The organism is Microbacterium enclense, from assembly GCF_004022425.1.
GTDB classification, from domain to species: Bacteria; Actinomycetota; Actinomycetes; order Actinomycetales; family Microbacteriaceae; genus Microbacterium; species Microbacterium enclense_A.
Map to the genome: position 1 here is coordinate 36,835 of NZ_RBZY01000020.1, position 19,389 is coordinate 56,223.

14 protein-coding genes and 2 riboswitches are annotated in these 19,389 nt (G+C 70.7%); of the genes, 7 read left to right on the top strand and 7 right to left on the bottom strand.

The features are described from left to right. Positions 1-21: 21 nt before the first annotated feature. Both D8Y23_RS07140 and D8Y23_RS07145 read right to left on the bottom strand, forming a co-directional pair. Positions 22-1,566: an ABC transporter permease gene (locus D8Y23_RS07140; RefSeq protein ID WP_128217469.1), complete on the bottom strand. Its 1,545-nt coding sequence runs from the start codon at positions 1,564-1,566 to the stop codon at positions 22-24. Positions 1,567-1,718: 152 nt separating this feature from the next. Next, positions 1,719-3,512 carry an ABC transporter family substrate-binding protein gene (locus D8Y23_RS07145; protein WP_128217470.1) on the bottom strand — a complete coding sequence of 598 codons (1,794 nt, stop codon included), beginning with the start codon at positions 3,510-3,512 and terminating at the stop codon, positions 1,719-1,721. Positions 3,513-3,683: 171 nt separating this feature from the next. On the opposite strand from D8Y23_RS07145, the gene D8Y23_RS07150 reads away from it, so the two are divergent. Then, complete coding sequence (locus tag D8Y23_RS07150) at positions 3,684-4,505, top strand: CPBP family intramembrane glutamic endopeptidase (protein WP_128217471.1); 822 nt, start codon at positions 3,684-3,686, stop codon at positions 4,503-4,505. A gap of 31 nt (positions 4,506-4,536) precedes the next feature. Here the strand turns inward: D8Y23_RS07150 and D8Y23_RS07155 are convergent, their stop codons facing one another. The 5 genes from D8Y23_RS07155 to D8Y23_RS07175 form a co-directional block, all read right to left on the bottom strand. After that, positions 4,537-6,276 carry an ABC transporter substrate-binding protein gene (locus D8Y23_RS07155; protein WP_164878157.1) on the bottom strand — a complete coding sequence of 580 codons (1,740 nt, stop codon included), beginning with the start codon at positions 6,274-6,276 and terminating at the stop codon, positions 4,537-4,539. Between the two features lie 239 nt (positions 6,277-6,515). After that, a complete protein-coding gene (gene gcvP / locus D8Y23_RS07160) occupies positions 6,516-9,395 on the bottom strand; it encodes an aminomethyl-transferring glycine dehydrogenase (protein WP_128217473.1) in 2,880 nt (959 codons plus the stop codon). Further along, positions 9,392-9,766, bottom strand: a complete 375-nt coding sequence (gcvH, locus tag D8Y23_RS07165; RefSeq protein WP_077051803.1) for a glycine cleavage system protein GcvH — start codon at positions 9,764-9,766, stop codon at positions 9,392-9,394. The genes gcvP and gcvH overlap by 4 nt, the downstream gene beginning before the upstream one ends. Continuing rightward, positions 9,763-10,950 carry a glycine cleavage system aminomethyltransferase GcvT gene (locus D8Y23_RS07170; RefSeq protein ID WP_128217474.1) on the bottom strand — a complete coding sequence of 396 codons (1,188 nt, stop codon included), beginning with the start codon at positions 10,948-10,950 and terminating at the stop codon, positions 9,763-9,765. Before D8Y23_RS07170 ends, gcvH begins: the two co-directional genes overlap by 4 nt. Positions 10,951-10,997: 47 nt before the next feature. Further along, a riboswitch (glycine riboswitch) is annotated at positions 10,998-11,118 on the bottom strand. Beyond that, positions 11,119-11,213, bottom strand: a riboswitch (glycine riboswitch). 66 nt (positions 11,214-11,279) lie between these two features. Further along, positions 11,280-12,455, bottom strand: coding sequence for a MarP family serine protease (locus D8Y23_RS07175; RefSeq protein WP_128217475.1), 1,176 nt, complete (start codon positions 12,453-12,455; stop codon positions 11,280-11,282). 107 nt (positions 12,456-12,562) lie between these two features. Here D8Y23_RS07175 and D8Y23_RS07180 point away from each other — a divergent pair, with 107 nt between their 5' ends. The 6 genes from D8Y23_RS07180 to D8Y23_RS07205 are packed head-to-tail and all read left to right on the top strand — an operon-like array spanning position 12,563 to position 19,016. Then, positions 12,563-13,288 (top strand): NUDIX hydrolase, encoded by a 726-nt coding sequence (locus D8Y23_RS07180; RefSeq protein WP_164878158.1) that lies wholly within the window; start codon positions 12,563-12,565, stop codon positions 13,286-13,288. Between the two features lie 11 nt (positions 13,289-13,299). After that, positions 13,300-14,631, top strand: coding sequence for a quinolinate synthase NadA (nadA, locus tag D8Y23_RS07185; RefSeq protein ID WP_128217476.1), 1,332 nt, complete (start codon positions 13,300-13,302; stop codon positions 14,629-14,631). Next, positions 14,628-16,136 carry an L-aspartate oxidase gene (nadB, locus tag D8Y23_RS07190; protein WP_128217477.1) on the top strand — a complete coding sequence of 503 codons (1,509 nt, stop codon included), beginning with the start codon at positions 14,628-14,630 and terminating at the stop codon, positions 16,134-16,136. The genes nadA and nadB overlap by 4 nt, the downstream gene beginning before the upstream one ends. After that, entirely contained in the window at positions 16,130-16,987 is an 858-nt protein-coding gene (nadC, locus tag D8Y23_RS07195; RefSeq protein ID WP_128217478.1) for a carboxylating nicotinate-nucleotide diphosphorylase, read from the top strand. The genes nadB and nadC overlap by 7 nt, the downstream gene beginning before the upstream one ends. Then, positions 16,984-18,123: a cysteine desulfurase family protein gene (locus tag D8Y23_RS07200; protein WP_128217479.1), complete on the top strand. Its 1,140-nt coding sequence runs from the start codon at positions 16,984-16,986 to the stop codon at positions 18,121-18,123. The genes nadC and D8Y23_RS07200 overlap by 4 nt, the downstream gene beginning before the upstream one ends. Continuing rightward, positions 18,120-19,016 carry a glycosyltransferase family 2 protein gene (locus D8Y23_RS07205; RefSeq protein WP_128217480.1) on the top strand — a complete coding sequence of 299 codons (897 nt, stop codon included), beginning with the start codon at positions 18,120-18,122 and terminating at the stop codon, positions 19,014-19,016. The genes D8Y23_RS07200 and D8Y23_RS07205 overlap by 4 nt, the downstream gene beginning before the upstream one ends. Positions 19,017-19,389: the final 373 nt, after the last annotated feature.

The window sequence follows — 19,389 nt, forward strand, 5'->3', positions numbered from 1 at the left end:
CCGGGATTCGGACGACGGCGATCATGCGACCACTCGCACGCGGGGGTCGAGCGCCGCGTAGGCGAGATCGGCCAGGAAGTTGAAGACGATCGCGGTGACCGCGATGACGAGGAAGTACCCCATGACGGGGTTCACATCCACGCGTCGGATGGATGCCACGAAGAGCTGACCCATGCCGGGGATGGCGAACACCTGCTCGGTGATCACCGCGCCGCCGAGCAGCGCGCCCACGTCGGTCGCGATCAACGTCACGATGGGGATCAGCATGTTGCGCAGACCGTGGCGCAGGATCACGGTCCGCTCCGGCAGGCCCTTGGCCCGGGCCGTGCGGATGTAGTCCTGGTTCATCACCTCGAGCATTCCGGCGCGTGCATAGCGCGTGTAGCCGGCGAACGAGATCAGCAGCAGGGAGATCGTCGGCAGCAGCAGGTGCGTGAACGTGTCGATCCCGCTGATCCACATGTCCCCGCTGAACCCGGGCGTGCTGGCCCCGACCGTCGCGATCGGACGGCCGTTGATCCGGGGGTTGTCGACGTACTGGGGCCACGACTGCATGTAGCGGTCGAGGACCACGAGCGCCCCCGAGAGGAAGGCGACGATCGCACCGATCCGGGCGACCATGCCCCGGTCGGGCGCTCCCAGGACGTACCCGGAGATGAGGCCCACGGCCACCGCGACGACGCCCAGGATGATGATCGTGGCGAACGTCGAGATGTCGAACAGCCCCTGCAGGGCGAAGTAGCAGACGTAGGCGATGGCACCGTTCAGAGCCGCGACGATCAACGCGCGTCGGTTCTGGAGGCCGGCGATGAGGGCTGTGGTGATGACCACGATGCCCGCGATCAACAGCAGCAGGCCCACGGGACCGAGTCCGGGGTTGCGGAACCAGTCGGTGACGTCGAAGTACACCAGCAGAGCCGCGGTCGCCAGACCCGAGACGCCTGCGACGATGAGGCGGCGGCGCGCGTCCCCCGCGATCATCGCCTGCCAGATGACGGCGCTGACCACCGTGAGCACCGCGATCACCCACACCGGGATCGCCGTGGCCGACTCGAGGAAGCTGTTGAAGCCGAGGGCCATGAACTCCTTGAGGAGCACGGCGACCAGGAACGACGGGAGCGAGAACAGGAAGAAGCTCAGCAGCGTGATGCCGAAGTCGAACCCGCTGTACTGGCGGAGGGCCGACACCACACCGACGACGATGCCCAGGACGATGGCCAGCACGAACGACGCCGTCACGAGCTGCAGGGTCGACCCGACCGCGGTGGGGAGGATGTCGAGCACGGCGGCGTTCGAGATGGTGAGACCGAGGTCGCACGTGCCGGCGAACGGAATGAGGCAACCGGCCGCGCCGCCGAGCCACAGGAAATAACGCAGGGGAACCGGGACGTTCAGGTCGAGGGCCGCGACGCGCGCGGCGATGAGCTGATCACGGTTGACGGCGGAGCTGTCTCGCAGATCCTGCAGCGGGTCACCGGCGTTGGCAGCCAGGACGTACATAATGAACGACGCTGCGAGCAGGACCAGGATCGAGACGGCGATGCGCCTGAGGATGAATCCGACCATCGCGGGAGGACTTCTTTCGATCGGGTAACGGACGCCTGTGGGCGCCCAGGAAAGGATAGTCGCGTGTGCTGGGGGTGGTCGCACACGCGCGCAGACGACGTGAGGCGCCGGAGCCGAGCGACTCCGGCGCCTCACGCGGGATCAACGGGTCATCAACCCGCCAGCGTCCACTCCTGCGCGTTCCACACGATGCCCGTCTGGCCGCCGAAGTAGTCGACGCCCTGGATGGAACCGTTGTCAGCGAAGAGACCGGGCGACTGGAACAGCGGCAGACCGTAGAAGTCCTGCGCCGTCGCGGTGTCGATCTGCACCTTGATGTCGGCCAGTGCGTCGGCGTCCACCGTCACCTGGCTCTCGTCGACCAGCGTGTCGACGGTGCTGTTGCTGTAGTTGTTGTAGTTACCGCCGCCACCGCTCTTGAAGATCTGGGGAAGAGCAGCGTTACCGGCACCCGGCGACACCCATCCGAAGATCGAGGCGTCGTAGCTGCCGCTACCCAGGAGCGAGCTCCAGTCGGGCGAACCGGCGTCTTCAATGGTGAAGCCCGCCTGCTGCGCCGACTGCTGAATGGCACGGAAGCTGTCGACACGGTTGGGGTTGTTGGTGTTGTACAGGATGCGAACCGTCGGGGTCGCACCGTTCAGCAGCGCACGCGCACCCTCGATGTCGGGCTCGGTGAACTGGTCGTAACCGCTCGCCGCCACGGCGGTGGTGTACTGGTCGCCGTCCGTGGGCAGGAAGATCTGCGAGTTCAGGACCTCGGCATCCGGGTTGACCGGCGTGACGATCGACTCGAGGATCTGCTGGCGCGGGATCGTCTTCAGGAACGCCTCGCGGACGTTGGCGTCGGCGAACACGCCGCCGAACGTCAGGTCGACGTGGTCGTACGCGAGCTGGTTGCCCGCGTGGACCGTTGCGTTGGCGTTCTCGAGCGCCGTCAGCGTGTCGGCGGAGGGCTGCGGCTGGATGGCCTGCACCTCGCCGTTCTGGAGGGCGGTCACCTGCGCGTTGGCGTCACCGATGAAGCGGATGATGAGCTGGTCGTACGCCGGCGACATCTCGCCCTTGTAGTTCTCGTTCTTGCCGAGCGTGATGCTCTGCTCGGGCACGAAGTCGGTCACGATGAAGGGGCCGCTCGCAACGAGCAGGCTCTCGTCGGTCGGCATTGCCGTGACGTCGTAGCCGGTGTTCCAGAAGTCGGCCGCGGCCTTCAGCGTCTCGTTCGCCGGAACCGGAGCCGCGGGGTTTCCCTCGGGGAGCGTCTTGAGCAGTTCGACGAACTCCTCTTCGGAGACGCCGGCCTTCTCGGCGAGCACGTGCGCGGGCTTGCCGATGGGGTTGACCAGCTCGTAGTCCACGAAGGGCTGCGAGTAGACCAGGGTCATCGACATGTTGTCGTCGCCGATCTCGGGGAACGCGGTGGTGTCCAGGCCCGCGGTGCTGCCGGCGAGGGAGAAGTACTGCGTTCCGCCGTTGGTGACCTCGCCCGTGGCGGGGTCGAGCTCGGCGTCGTCGAAGTAGCCCGAGTTGATGGCCCAGTTCACGAGCATGTCATCGGCGTTGATGGGCTCGCCGTCCGACCACGTCAGACCCTCGTTGATGGTGTACTTCACCGTCAGCGGGTCCTCGGAGACCGTCTCGTACGTTCCGAAGTCGGTGTTGTTCAGGACACTGAAGTCCTTGTCGAGGCGCTGGAAGCCACCGAGACCGAGTCCGCCGCTCACACCGGTGAGGTAGCCCACCATGCCGTTGGTGTCGAGGTTCGCTTCGGGGGTGTCGCCGTTGAACGAGGTGAACGCGTTCGTCGTGGCGATCGTGATCGTGCCCCCCTCGGACGACCCGCTGTCGGGCGTCGACGTGGTGGTGCAGCCGGCGAGCGCGAGGGCCGCGATCGCGACACCTGCTCCCGCCGACAGGGCGCGTGCGCGCCGAGTCTTTTCAGACACTTTGCCTCCTGTGCAAGGTTTGACGGGCACCCCACACCGTCGGGACAGCGGGGGGCCGTGGTTACGGAAACGATAGGTAAACGGTCTGCGTTGGTCAAAACTCCTGGCGAAACCGTTACATACCTTTAATTCGAACCCGGCCGTATGTGGCAATCTGACAAGATGCCGCCCATGCCAGGCCTCCAGGATCCCGGAATCGAACAAGACGCCTTCCGACGTCGGCGGCTTCCCTGGGAGATCGTCCTGGTGCTCCTCGTCAGCGTCGGACAGTCCGCGATCTACTCGGTGGTGGCGTTCGTTCGGGCAGCGACACGAGCCCCGATCTCCCAGCAGCAGACTCAGCTGAACCCGTCGCGCAGCGATGAACCCGTGTGGGATGCCATCTACCAATTCCTCGGCATCTTCTTCTCCCTCACGCTCGTCGCCCTCGCCGTGTATCTCCTCTGGGAACCGACCGACAACGCCCTGCGACGCATCGGCCTCGACTTCCGCCGCTTCGGCTCCGACGTCGCCCGTGGGTTGGCGCTCGTCGCGCTCATCGGCATCCCGGGGATCGGTGTGTACGCGGTGGGCCGACTCCTCGGTCAGAGCATCACGGTGGTGCCCGCGCCGCTCGATTCGTCGTGGTGGGTGATCGCTCTGCTCGTCCTCGCGGCCCTCCGCGCGGGCCTCACCGAGGAGGTGATCTTCCTCGGGTACCTCTTCGACCGCCTGCGCCGGCTGGGCTGGTCGTGGACGGGCATCATCGTCGCGACAGCGCTTCTCCGCGGGAGCTACCACCTTTACCAGGGATGGCCGTCCGCGCTCGGCAACGTCGTGATGGGTCTCGTCTTCGGCTGGTGCTACCGACGCTGGGGTCGGGTCATGCCGCTGGTCATCGCCCACACGGTCATCGATGTCATCGCGTTCGTCGGCTACCCGCTCGCGGCCGCCTGGTGGCCCGGGGTGTTCGCTCCCCCGGCGCCTTCTCCCAGTCCCAGCCCGACGGCCTGATCGTCACGGGGCGGGGCGTCCGCGACGGGCGTCAGGACGCCGGCGGCGTCCAGGTCCAGAACGCGGGCGGAACGCCGTCCGGCTCCGAGGTGTAGGTCACTCCCCCGACGCCGTTCGCGACGGCCACCGCGCCCGTGCGCTCGAGCAGCGGAATACCCGCGTACGCCGCGAACAGGGCACGGTCGATCTCTCTAGCACCCGCGAGCACATCGACGGGATCGGTGTCGCGCGTCATCTCGGCGAAGGTCTCTTCGGCATCGGCGGTCGTCACGCCCTCGGCAAGGCGGTCGCGCGCCGACCGGTAGAGGCTCTCGTCCTCGCCGATCCACGCGAGGGTGGCATCCGGGATCTCGTTCTCGGCCGCCGCGCGGACGGCGATGCCCGCTTCGGCACCCATGGTCACCATCTGAGCGAAGACGGATGCCGAGACGGGATCGGCGGGATCGTGCGCGACGCGGAGCACCGCGGGACGGTCGTCGAGGGCGGCCCTCGCCGCGCCGACGTCGCTGCCGGTTCCGGGGGCACCGTTCCCGGACGTGAGCTCTTGGTACGTGGACCCGGTCGCGGGCGAGGAGAGGAACGACTGGAGCGGACGAGCGTCGGGGCGGACCTCGCCGACGGCTTCCTCGACGATCGCCCCGCGATCGAGCGCGAGGCTGACCGCGCGGCGGAGCTCGTCCGACGTCGTGTCCGCGAACCGCACCTGCATCGTCTGCGCCGTGGGCCCGGTGGTCACCGTGACACCGGCGTCGGCGAGGGTCTTCAGTTCCTCGGCATCCGGGTCACCGATGTTGGCGACGTCGACCTCGCCCGCCGCGACGGCCGCCACCTGGGCAGCTCGGTCGGGGAAGAAGCGGATCGTCATGCTCTCCAACGCCGGGTAGTGCCCGCCCTGGTAGTTGTCGCGTCGAGCGAGCGAGATCGCGCTCCCCGTCGCCTCGGCGACGGTCCACGGCCCGGAGACCACCGCCGCGGAGACGTCGAACGTGCCGTCGACGGAGGCGTCGAAACCGGTGTTCCACGCGGCCGCGGCCGCGGCGAGCACGGGATTCGGCTCGACCGGCGCGGTCGGGTCGCCCGCCGGCGTGGTGAGGATGGCGGTCATCAGATCCTTGACCGTGACCCCGGCCTTCGCGGCGACGACGTGCACGGGGCGGTCGAGCAACCACTGCCGGTTCCAGTCGGCGAAGGGCTCGTCGTACGTGAGCGTCAGCGTGTCGGCGGTGCGGTCCATCGTGGGGCGCGACGTCCGCGCGTTGGGGTCGGGCGGCGTCGCCGACTCGAAGTAGCGCGTACCGGCCACCACGGCGCCGGTCTCGTCGTAGGTGGCGTCGTCGAAGTAGTGCGACGACACCGCCCAGCCGAACATCAGATCATCGAGGGTGATGGGGGTGCCATCCGACCACACGCGATCGGCGAACAGTTCGTAGCTCACCGTGAGCGGGTCGCCCTCGATGCGCGTGATGCGCCCCAGACCGTTATTGGGAACGACCTGCAGGTCGCCGTCGAGCGAGCCGAGGCGCTCGTCCAGGAGGGCCGACACTGCACGGTTGGCGGCCGTCGCTCCGTGTGCGGTGGCGGAATTGAAACTCGTCGGCGTTCCGACCACGCCGAGCGTCAGCGTCGTGGGTGGCGGCGGTTCCTTCTCGGGCGCCGGCTCCGGAGCCGCACACCCCGCGAGTGCGACGGTCGCCGCCACGGTGAGCACGACCAGCCGGGTGAAGCGGCGTCGCGATGTCGTCGAGATCTGCTGGTACTGCCCGTGATGCACAGTCGCACGATACCCAATGCACCCTGTGGTTTCCCCGGGCCGTGCCGCTCGGAGCCGTGCGCGGCGCCCCTGCCGGATCGTGAGACCGCGAGACTGCATCGGCCCGACGACTCGTCTGCAGCCTGCAGTGCAGACGTCAGGCGGATGCAGTTTCGCGGACCACTCACGGACATCCCCACTGCATCGCGCAGCAGTCTCGTCAGGCGCCTGCAGTCTCGCGGTCGAGCCCACGCCCGGCTCTACGCGAACGCCTCCGGGGGCGGGCAGGAGCACACGAGGTTGCGGTCGCCGTAGGCCTGGTCGATGCGGCGGACCGGCGGCCAGTACTTCCCGCGCACGAGCGAGCGCTGCGGGTATACCGCCGTCTCGCGGGGGTACGCGTGCGGCCATTCGTTCGCGACGGCCGCCTCCGCGGTGTGCGGGGCGTTCACGAGCGGGTTGTCGTCGGCGGGCCACTCCCCCGCGGCGACCGCGAGGGCTTCGTTCTTGATCGCGATCATGGCATCCACGAATCGGTCGAGCTCCGCGAGGTCCTCGCTCTCGGTCGGCTCGACCATCAGGGTGCCGGCCACCGGGAACGACATGGTCGGGGCGTGGAAGCCGTAATCGATCAGGCGCTTGGCGACATCGTCGACGGTGATGCCCGTCTGCTCCCTGAGCGGGCGCAGGTCGAGGATGCACTCGTGCGCCACCAGGCCGCCCTCGCCGGCGTACAGCACCGGGTAGTGGTCTCGCAGGCGGACGGCGATGTAGTTGGCCGAGAGCACAGCGGCTGCGGTCGCCTGCCGGAGCCCCTCAGCGCCCATCATGCGGACGTACGCCCACGAGATCGGCAGGATGCCGGCCGAGCCGTACGGGGCCGCCGACACGGGCCCGCCGTCGAACACGCCGCCGGCGTGATCCGCGCGCTGTGAGAACGGGTGCGACGGGAGGAACGGCGCGAGGTGCGCCTTCGCCGCCACCGGACCGACGCCCGGCCCGCCCCCGCCGTGGGGGATCGCGAACGTCTTGTGGAGGTTAAGGTGCGACACGTCACCGCCGAGGTCGCCGAACCGCGCGAACCCGAGCAGCGCGTTGAGGTTGGCGCCGTCGACGTACACCTGCCCGCCGGCGTCGTGCACGGCCTGCGTGATCTCCAGCACGTCGTGCTCGTACACGCCGTGCGTCGAGGGGTACGTGATCATCAGCGCCGACAGGGCGTCGGCGTGCAGCGCGATCTTGGCGCGCAGATCGTCGAGGTCGACATTGCCGGCCTCGTCGCACGCCACGACGACGACCCGCATCCCGGCCAGGACCGCGGACGCCGCGTTGGTGCCGTGGGCGGAGGACGGGATGAGACACACGGTGCGCTCGGTGTCGCCGTTCGCGTGGTGGTAGCCGCGGATCGCGAGGAGCCCCGCGAGTTCGCCCTGGGATCCCGCGTTCGGCTGCAGCGAAACCGCGTCGTATCCGGTCACTTCGGCGAGCCAGCGCTCGAGCTGCTCGATCATCTCGAGGTAGCCGTGCACATCGGCCTCCGGCGCGAAGGGGTGCACGCGCGCGAACTCCGGCCACGACACCGCGGCCATCTCGGTCGCGGCGTTCAGCTTCATCGTGCAGGAGCCCAGCGGGATCATGCCCCGATCCAGCGCGTAGTCGCGGTCGGCGAGCGTCTTGAGATAGCGCATCATCGCCGTCTCGCTGCGGTGGGAGTGGAACACCGGGTGCGTGAGGTACGCGTCCTCGCGGTGCAGCCGCTCCGGCACCCCGCGCAGCGCCTCGCCCGCCGGGAGCTCCTCGGACGGGAGCCCGAAGGATGCCACGATCGCGGCGACATCGGCATCCGTCGTCGTCTCGTCGACCGAGACGCCCACCGTGGCGTCGTCGACCCACAGCAACTGATAGCCGCGGTCGCGGGCGCGGTCGACCACATCCTGGGCGCGTCCGGGCACGTGCACGCGCACGGTGTCGAAGAACGCGTCGGCGGCCAGGTGCAGGTCGTAGGACACCAGAGCGGATGCCAGGGCGTCGGCGGTCCGCGCGACCCGCGTCGCGATCGCGCGGAGCCCGTCGGGGCCGTGGTAGACGGCGTACATTGCCGCCATCACGGCCAGGAGCACCTGCGCGGTGCAGATGTTGGAGGTGGCCTTCTCGCGACGGATGTGCTGTTCGCGGGTCTGCAGGGACAGGCGGTAGGCGGGGTTGCCCACGGCATCCACCGACACGCCCACGAGACGGCCCGGCAGCTGACGTTCGAGACCCGTGCGCACGGCCATGTACCCGGCGTGCGGACCGCCGAAGCCGAGCGGCACGCCGAACCGCTGGGTCGTCCCCACGGCGACGTCGGCACCGAGGGTGCCGGGCGAACGCAGCAGCGTCAGGGCCAGCAGGTCGGCCGCGGCGACGACGAGGCCGCCGTGGCGGTGGACGGCCGAGGCGACGTCGGAGAAGTCCCACACCCGCCCGGTCGCGCCCGGGTACTGCACGAACGCGCCGAAGCTCTCGGGGATCTCACCGTCGTACGACGTCTCGACGAGTTCGATGCCGACGGCGGCCGCGCGATGCGCGAGCAGCGCCTTGGTCTGGGGCAGTGCGTCGGCGTCGACGAGGAAGACGTCGGTCTTGGCCTTGGACGCGCGGCGGGCGACGAGCATGCCCTCCACGACCGCGGTGGACTCGTCGAGCATCGACGCGTTGGCCGTCGCGAGACCTGTGAGGTCGGTGACCATGGTCTGGAAGTTGATGAGCGCTTCCAGGCGTCCCTGCGAGATCTCGGGCTGGTACGGCGTGTAGGCGGTGTACCAGGAGGGGTTCTCGAGGACGTTCCGCTGGATCACCGACGGCGTGAACGTGTCGTAGTACCCGAGGCCGATCATCGGGCGGGCGGAGCGGTTGGCGGAGGCGAGTTCGCGCAGTTCGGCGAGCGCTTCGGCCTCGGTCGCGGCCGGAGGCAGCTCGCTCGTCGCGCGGGGCCGGACATGGATGGATGCCGGGACGGCGGTCTCGACCAGCCGTTCGACGCTGGAGTATCCGACGACCTCGAGCATGCGGGCGCGGTCGTGGGCGCCGATGCCGATGTGGCGATCGGAGAAGGCGGCGGGCGCCGTGGCATCCGTCCGGGGGGCGGTGGTCACGCTCATGCGGTCAGGTCCTCGTACGCGGCACGGTCGAGCAGATCGCCGGGAAGGTCGCCGTCGAGGCGGATCTTCACGAGCCACCCGTCGCCGAAGGGGTCGGCGTTGACGAGCGAGGGGTCGTCGACGACGGCGTCGTTGACCTCGACGACGGTGCCGGTCAGGGGCGCGTACAGCTCGCCGACCGACTTGGTCGACTCGATCTCTCCGCACACGTCGCCCGCGGCGACGGCCGCGTCGGCGGCAGGGAGATCGACGAACACGACGTCGCCGAGCTTCTCGGCCGCGAAGTCGGTAATCCCCACGGTGGCGACGTCGCCGTCGACGGCGATCCACTCGTGCTCGGAGGTGTAGCGGAGTGCGGTCAGGTCGGTCATGCGGTCCTCCGGTAGAAGGGAAGGGCGGTGACGGTCGCGGGGATGCGTGTTCCGCGGACGTCGATGGTCAGGGTGGTGCCGGGTTCGGCCGCGGCCGGGGAGACGTAGGCCATCGCCACGGGGTGGCCGAGGGTGGGGCTGAGTGCGCCGCTGGTGATCTCACCCACGACGTCGTCGCCGTGGAGCACCGCGTAGCCGGCGCGTCCCGCGCGCTTGCCCTCCGACACCAGTCCAACGAGGACGGGCGCGTCGGCGGGCCCGGACGCGAGGCCGTCCTTGCCGACGAACGCGGGCTTGTCGGCGGCGACGACGCGGCCGAGACCGGCCTGCGCGGGGGTCACGTCGCGCGAGAGCTCGTGGCCGTAGAGCGGCATGCCGGCCTCGAGACGCAGGGTGTCCCTCGCCGCGAGGCCGCACGGGAGCACACCCGCGGAGGAGCCGGCATCCAGGAGGGCGTCCCACAGGTCGGTCGCACGGTTCACTGGCACGAGCAGCTCGTAGCCGTCCTCGCCGGTGTAGCCGGTGCGGGCGATGAAGAGGGAGTCGCCGTCGAACGTGCCCTCGGTGAAGGCGTAGTAGCCGAGCTCGTCGAGGGGCGTGCTGATGATGCTGACCGAGGGAACGGACTCGAGGATGCCACGGGCGTGCGGGCCCTGAAGGGCGACCAGGGCGACGTGGTCGGTGACGTCCTCGACGAGGGGTGCTCCGCCCCCGGACACCACGGCATGATCGCCGCCGGGAGGCGGCCCGTCGACGAAGGCCTGAGCAACCGACCAGGTGTCGCGCGCGCGGGCGAATGCCGCGGCGACCGCCTCACGATTGCCGGCGTTGGCGATGACGAGGTAGTACTGCTCGCCCGTGCGGTACACGATGACGTCGTCGACGATCCCCCCGGACTCGGCGAGCACCAGCGAGTACTTCGCCTTGCCGATCTTCATCGTCGAGACGCGGCCGGCGAGCGCGTAGTCCAGGAACTCGGCGGCCCGACCGTTGTGCACCCAGAACTCCGCCATGTGCGAGATGTCGAACAGACCCGCGGCCTCGCGCACCGCGCGATGCTCGGCGAGGTCGGACGAGTACCGCACGGGCATGTTCCAGCCGCCGAAGTCGGTGAACGAGGCGCCGAGGGCTTCGTGCCGATCGTGCAGCGGGGAGGAACGCGGTGGAGCGGGGGTGTCGGTCATGAGTTCTGCCGTTCGCGAGGACGGTCAGACGCCGGCCGGCGCCTGAGAACTCCCCCTCTGTCATGAACCTGAGAGTTTCGCCCGGGCGTCACCGTTCACGGAACGGGACGCGGGCTTTCACCGTCGGCGGACCCGGCCGGTTTCACCCGGGTCTCTTTCCAGAGTGGCCCGATCGACGCGGTACGCGTACCTGAGAGATTGGCGGGGAGGCTTGCTCCTTCGGTGCCCGGCTGCGTTCGCCGGAGCTCTCCCGCATCGATCATGGGGCCGGTGTGGACTTGTGGGCGCCAGCATATCGGAGGCGGCGGTCCGGCACAGCCGTCGACGCGTCAGCGCGTCGTGCAGCTCCCGGATGCCACCGGCGCGGACAGCGACCCGACCTCCGCCAGCACGGGTTCGAGCTCGGCGGGCGTCATCGCGTAGCCCACCTCGTCGTCGGTCTCGGACCGCGCGAACACCACGCCGGCGACCTCGCCCACGGGCGTCAGCAGCGGCCCGCCGGAGTTGCCGGGTCGGACGACGGCACCGAGCGCGTAGATCTCCCGCGGGGCGGACTGATCGCCGTAGATGTCGGGCACGGGCACCGTGCCCTCCGACAGCACCTGGGCGTTGCCCGAGGTGAACGGACCGCCGTAGGGGTAGCCCTGCACGACGGCGGCCGATCCGACCGCGAGCGCGGGTGCGATGGGGAGGGCGGTGGCATCCAATCCGTCGACGGCGATGACGGCGAGGTCGTCGATCGGGTCGAAGTAGACCACGCGCCCCTCCTTCGCCGGCTGCCCGGGCAGCTCGACCAGGGGCGCGTCGACACCGGCGACCACGTGGGCGTTGGTCACGACGCGATCGTCGGCGGCGACGAAGCCCGACCCGCTCGCGGTGATGCCGCACGCGTACGCCGTGCCCGTGATGCGGGCGACCGACTGCGCCGCCCGGGTGAGCGCGGGATCGTCGAGGGCGACCGGCGGGGCGCTGGAGACCGGGCCGATCTGGATGAGGTCGCCCAGGCGCGGGATGCCGTCGGCGAACACCGTTCCGCGCAACTCGGCGAGCGCGACGCGCACGGGTTCGGGAGTGAACCGGTCGATCGTGCGGACGACGTTCGACGATGCCAGCGCGGTCGACACGATCGGGATGCCGGCGGTGGTGAGCGTGCCCGCGAAGAACGATAGGGCGAGGGCTGCGGCGGCGAGGTTGACGGCACCGCCGAGGACCCGCTCGGGCACCCGCAGCTTGATGCGGTCCGCGCCGCGACGGAGGGTGTTGCCGACCGCGGTGCCGAGCGCCGCGCCGAGCAGGAGCAGGAGGACTCCCGCGGCGACGATGGCGGCCCCGCGCCACGTCGGATCGGTCACCCACTGCCCGACGTACGGGATGAGCCAGTAGGCGGCGATCCCGCCCAGGGCGAGGCCGGCGAAGAACCCGATCGTCGCGAGGAACCCCCGCGCGATGCCCACCATGAGCGCGAGCGCGAGAAGGACGATCAGCACGATGTCGACGAGCGGCATCCCCACCTCCAGGATCGATCGTCAGGCTACGCGGGACCGCTGGGAGAGTGCCGTTTTGCCCTTCGTGTCACGATGACACTAAGATCGGTGACGGAGATATGGTCACCATGACACGAACCCCCGAACCCGAGCCCCGCGACGCCGACGTGCGCGTGGCGGTGTCGACCGTCATCTTCAGCGTGCGCCGCGGCACCGGCGACGAGCCGATGCTGTCCCTGCCGCTCGTCCGGCGCACGCGCGATCCGTTCGACGGACGGTGGGCCCTCCCCGGCGGCTGGCTCGACCCGGCCGAGAGCCTCGAGGCCGCGGCATCCCGCACTCTCGAGGAGACCACGGGCCTCACACCGAGCTACCTCGAGCAGCTGTACGCCTTCGGTGCGGTCGACCGCTCCCCCACCCGCGTCGTCTCGATCGTCTATTGGGCGCTGCTGCGGTCCGACGAGGTCGACGCCCAGGTCGCCGCCCACGCGCGCCAGGGCGATGCCCCCGAGAACGTCGAGTGGTTCGACGCGGCCGCCCTGCCGACGCTCGCCTTCGATCACAACGACATCGTCGAGTACACGCTGTGGCGCCTGCGCAACAAGGTCGGCTACAGCCGCATCGCGCACGGTCTGCTCCCCGACGAGTTCACCCTCGCCGACCTGCGCGAGGTCACCGAGACGATCCTCGGTCGACGCCTCGACCCGGCGAACTTCCGTCGGCAGATCGACACCTCCGACACCCTCATCCCGACCGAGCGCTTCCGCACCGGAAGCCACCGACCCGCCCGCCTCTACCGCTACAACCGTGACGTGGAGCTCGCCGACCGCGGCCCGCTCACGTCCCGTCACTGATCGGACCGCCCATGACCACGACAACCCTCACCCTTCAGCCTCGCCCCGAGATCGACCCGTCCGTCGATCACGTCATCCAGGCCATCGTCTCCGGCGCGTCGACCGACGCGACCTGCACGACCGACCTCGCGGTGGGGCCCTGGGACTTCGACACGCGCCCGGGCTACGGTCCGGGGTCGTCGATGGGCGACGTCATCCCCACCGGCGCACCGCGGCAGGGCGAACTCCCCCGGGAGTATCGCGAGGCCTCCGACGACGAGCTCGACGCGCGCATCCGCGCGGCCAAGTCGACGCTCGGCGACCGCGTCGTCGTGCTCGGGCACTTCTACCAGCGCGAAGAGGTCGTGCGGCACGCGGATTACGTCGGCGACTCGTTCCAGCTCGCCAACGCTGCCAAGGCCCACCCCGAGGCCGAGGCCATCGTGTTCTGCGGGGTGCACTTCATGGCGGAGACCGCCGACCTGCTGTCGCGGCCCGAGCAATCGGTGATCCTGCCGAACCTCGCCGCCGGCTGCTCGATGGCCGACATGGCCAGCATCGACCAGGTCGAGGAGTGCTGGGAGCAGCTCGCCGACGTCCTCGGCGACCTCGAGACCCCGGATGCCGACGGCCTCCTGCCGGTGATCCCGGTCACGTACATGAACTCCAGCGCCGCCATCAAGGGCTTCGTCGGTCGTCACGGCGGGATCGTGTGCACCTCGTCGAACGCCCGGACCGTGCTGGAGTGGGCGTTCGCGCGCGGCCGCCGCGTGCTCTTCTTCCCCGACCAGCACCTGGGCCGGAACACCGCCAAGGCGATGGGCGTGCCGCTGGATCGGATGCCGATGTGGAATCCGCGTCAGCCGCTGGGCGGCTCCACCGCCGAGCAGCTCGAAGACAGCCGGGTCATCCTGTGGCACGGCTTCTGCTCCGTGCACCGCCGGTTCACCGTCGCGCAGATCGACAAGGCCCGCGCCGAGCACCCCGGTGTCCGCGTGATCGTGCACCCCGAATGCCCGATGGACGTCGTCGACGCCGCCGACGAGGCCGGATCCACCGACATCATCCGCAAGGCCATCGCCGCGGCCGACGAGCCGACGACGTTCGCGGTCGGGACCGAGATCAACCTCGTTCAGCGGCTCGCGGCGCAGTTCCCGCAGCACGAGATCTTCTGCCTCGACCCGGTCGTCTGCCCGTGCTCGACGATGTATCGCATCCACCCGGGCTACCTCGCGTGGGTACTGGAGTCCCTCGTCGCGGGCGAGGTCGTCAACCGCATCACGGTTCCCGCCGACGTCGCCGGACCCGCCACGGTCGCCCTGGAGCGCATGCTCGCGGCCAAGCCGAACGGCGCCGTGAAATGACCGACGTCATCGTGGTCGGCAGCGGCATCGCCGGTCTCACCGCGGCCCTGCACGCGGCGGAGAGGGGATGCCACGTCACCGTCGTGACCAAGGGCGCCCTAGCCGACACCAATACGCGCTGGGCGCAGGGCGGGATCGCCGCGGTCACCGCGACCGACGACACCGTCGCCTCGCACGTCGCCGACACGGTCACCGCCGGCGTGGGTCTGAACGATTCCGCCGCGGTGCAGACCCTCGTCTCCGAGGGGCCCGACCGCATCGCCGAACTCGTCCGCCGCGGCGTCGCGTTCGACCGCGCGGCCGACGGCGATTTCGCCCGAGGTCTCGAAGCGGCGCACGCGCGCCCACGGGTGCTGCACGCCGGAGGGGATGCCACGGGCGCCGCGATCCAGGCGGCGCTCGGTGCCGCGGTGCGTTCCGCCGGTATCGAGATGCGTGAGCACACCACGGTGCGCGACCTCATGGTCGCGGGCGGCCGCGTGGTCGGTGTCGAGGTCGAGACGGACGGCGTCCGCCGGCGCCTGACGGCAGACGCTGTGATCCTGGCCACCGGCGGCGCCGGCCAGCTCTACTCCCACACCACGAACCCGGTCTCGGCCACCGGCGACGGCATCGCCGCGGCCCTGCGCGCCGGGGCCGCCGTCGCCGACCTCGAGTTCGTGCAGTTCCACCCGACGGCTCTCGCGATCGGCGATACGTTCCTGGTGTCCGAGGCCGTGCGCGGCGACGGCGCGACCCTCATCGACGACGACGGCCGCCGCTTCGCCTTCGACGCCCACCCCGACGGCGAGTTGGCCCCGCGCGACGTCGTCGCCCGGGCGAACGCGCGGGCGATGGCCGCGCAGGGCGGACGTCCGGTCCGACTGGATGCCACGGGTCTCGGCGCCGAACGCCTCGCGCGGCGATTCCCCACGATCGACGCCGCCGTCCGCGCCCGCGGTCTGGACTGGTCGCGCGAGCCGATCCCCGTCACACCCGCTGCGCACTACCTGATGGGCGGCGTCGTGACCGACCTCGACGGACGCACCACGGTGCCGGGACTGTACGCGGTCGGCGAGACGGCCCGAACCGGTGTGCACGGCGCGAACCGGCTGGCATCCAACTCGCTCCTCGAGGGAGCGGTCTTCGGCGCGCGTGCCGGGGAGGCCGCGGCCACCGACACCGCGTGGCCGCGAGTCGAGGCGCCGGCCGCGATCGCGCTACCGCTCGTCCCCGCTGCCGCAGACGCTCCCGCCTTCTCGCGCGCTCGCCTGCAGGAGCTGATGTGGCGACACGCGGGACTCGTTCGCCACGACGCCGGACTACGCCATGCGGTGGGCATCCTCGCCGCGTGGGTCGCCGACGCCCGCCCCCGCTCCGCCGAGGACGCGGGACTCCTCCTGCTCTCGCAGCACGTCGTCGCGGCCGCCCTCGCCCGCACCGACTCGATCGGCGCCCATTTCCGCTCCGATGACGGGGATCCCGCCGTGGCATCCCTTCCCGCCACGGAGGCCCTCGCATGCTGACCCGCGCCGCGATCGATCGCGTCGTCACCGCCGCCCTCGAAGAGGATGCCCCGTGGGGCGACCTCACGAGCGAGACGCTCATCCCCGCCGGCGCGACCGCCCGGGCCGAACTCGTCGCCCGCGAGATCGGCGTGTTCAGCGGCGCCGAGGTGTTCCGCGCGGCCTTCCGGCTCACCGACCCGACGATCGAGGTCGACGTCCGCGTCGCCGACGGCGCAGAGTTCGTACCCGGCGAGGTACTCGCGGTGGTGACCGGCCCCGCGCGGGCGGTGCTGACCGCCGAGCGGATCGGGCTCAACTTCGTCCAGCGCATGTCGGGCATCGCGACCCTCACCAGCCGTTACGTCGCCGCCGTCGCCCACACCGGAGCGCGCATCGTCGACACCCGCAAGACCACGCCGGGCCTGCGCGCGATCGAGCGCCAGGCGGTCCGTGACGGCGGCGGCCACAATCACCGGTTCTCGCTGTCGGATGCCGTCATGGCCAAGGACAACCACCTCGCCGTGCTCGCCGCGAGCGGGATGCCGCTCACGCAGGCGCTCGAGAGCGCGATCGCGCGTCTCCCGCACACCACGCACGTCGAGGTCGAGGTCGATCGGCTCGAGCTGATCGACGCCGTCCTCGCCGCCGGCGTCGACACGATCATGCTCGACAACTTCTCGCTCGCCGACCTGCGCGCCGGCGTCGAGAGGATCGCGGGGAGCGTCGTCGTCGAGGCATCCGGCGGCGTGACGCTCGACACCGTGCGCGCGATCGCCGAGACCGGCGTCGACGTCATCTCCGTGGGTGCCCTCACCCACTCCGCGCCCGCCCTCGACCTCGGTCTCGACATCCGCATCCGCACGACGTGAGCCTCTATCTCGACAACGCCGCGACGACGCCGGTCCGCCCCGAGGTCGTCCAGGCGATGGCGCCATACCTCACCCGGTGGTTCGGCAACCCCTCGAGCCATCACGAAGTCGGCGAGGCCGCGGCATCCGCCCTCGAGGACGCCCGCGCGCGGGTCGCGTCGATCCTCGGGATGCGATCGGGAGACATCGTCTTCACCTCGGGCGGCACGGAATCGAACAATGCCGCGATCAAGGGGATCGTCCTCGGCTCCCTCCCGCGGGGCAGAAAGCACTTGGTCACGACCGCGATCGAGCACGAGTCCGTGCTCGCGTCGGCCGACTACCTCGCGCGGCTGCACGGGGTCGACCTCACGTTCGCGCCCGTCGACGAGACCGGGACGCTCGCCCCCGCCGCGCTCGCCGACGCGATCCGCGACGACACCGCGCTCGTGAGCGTCGGCTATGCGAACAACGAGATCGGAACGGTCCAGGATGCCGCCGCCCTCGCCGCCGTGGCTCGCGCCCGCGGCGTGCCGCTGCACCTCGACGCCGTCCAAGCCGCGGGGTGGCTGCCGCTGGCCGGGCTCGGCGCCGACGCCCTCACGATCGCCGGGCACAAGATCGGGGCGCCGAAGGGCACCGGGATCCTCGCCGTCCGAGGGCGGCTGCCTTTCGAACCGCTGCTCCACGGCGGAGGTCAGGAACGCGGACGCCGCTCGGGCACCCCCGACGTCGCGGGCGCCGTGGCGATCGCTGCGGCCCTGACGCTCGCCGAGGCCGAGCGGGCGGCGGAGGCCGAACGGACGACACGGTTCCGCGACGAATTCATCGCCGGGGTCGTGGCATCCGTCCCCGGCGCGCGACTGACCGGGCACCCGGCCCGCCGCCTCCCGGCCACGGCGAGCTTCGTCTTCCCCGGCGTGAACGGCGAGACCGTGCTGCTCGAGCTCGAGCGGCGCGGCATCGTCTCGTCCAGCGGGTCGGCGTGCGCCGCGGGCAGCGACGAGGCCTCGCACGTGCTGCTGGCCCTGGGCGTCACGCCCGACGACGCCCGGACCGCCGTGCGGTTCACGTTCCCGCACGGCATGACACAGAATCTCGACGCCGTGGCAACCGCCGTCGCCGAGGCGGTGACCGCCGTAGGATCACGCGGGTGAGTTCCCCCGCGGTCACCGTGATCGTCCCCGGCCGAGACGTCGCCGCGTTCGCGGCGGAAGCCCTGGGATCGCTGCGGGCGCAGACCCTCGACACGTGGCGTGCGATCCTCGTCGACGACGGCTCGGTCGACGACACCCGCCGCCTGTTCGCCGATGCGGCCTCCGCCGATCCTCGCTTCCTCTTCGTCGCCCACGACGAACCGCGCGGACTCGGCGCCGCCCGCAACAGCGGCCTCGACCTCGTCGACACGCCCTACACCGCGTTCCTCGACGCCGACGATCGCCTCCGGCCCCAGGCCCTCGCGCGGCTGACGTCCGTGCTCGACGGCTCGGGCAGCGACTTCGTCGTCGGAGCCTACGTGCGACTGCGACCGGATGCCGACGGCCCGGGCTACACCCCCGGCGACGTGCAGCCGTGGGTGACGGCCGCCACCGACCCGGCGCGGACGGGGACCACTCTGGCGGAGCACCCCGCGGCATCCGGGAACATCGTGGCGTGGTCGAAGGCGAGCCGGACGGACTTCTGGCACGCCCACGGGCTCCGCTTCCCCGAGGGCCACTACTACGAGGACCAGGTCGTCGCGCAGCGGATGTACACGCTCGCGCGGCGGTTCGATGTCGTGCCCGATGTCGTCGTGGAATGGCGCGAGCGCCGGGATCACAGCTCCATCACGCAGCGCCTCAGCGAGATCGAGGTGCTGCGCGACTACCTCGAGGCCCTCGGCGAGGGGGTCGCGCTGCTCCGGGCGGCCGGAGCCACGGCCGCGGTCGCCGAACGCGGGCGCCTCATTCGCGCTCTCGACCTGCCCCCGCTGCTGCGGATCGCCGAGACGCACCCCGACCCGGCGTACGGGATCGCGCTCGAGGCGTTCCTCGAGACCCTTCCCGCGTAGCCGGGTCGCGGCTGTCCTTCACAGTCGAGCGTCCAAGACACGCCGTGTCGGGGCGCGCCAACGGCGTGTTGTGGACACTCGACGGAGCCCGCGGCCCCGGGCCCCGGTGCGCCCCGACTTCGGTGTCCACGACACGCGGATGCCACGACACACCGTCCGCGTGTTCTGGACACTCAAACCCCGAGCATTCGGCCCGGGGGCCCCGGGGGGGCGGGGGCAACAACACTTCGGTGTCCACGACACGCGGATGCCACGGCGCACCGTCCGCGTGTCCTGGACACTCAACGCCCGGCGACGGCCGCAGCCCACGCGGGCACATCCTGGCGACGGCGGCGGCCGGATGCCGGCACACCCCGACGCCGGCACACCCCGA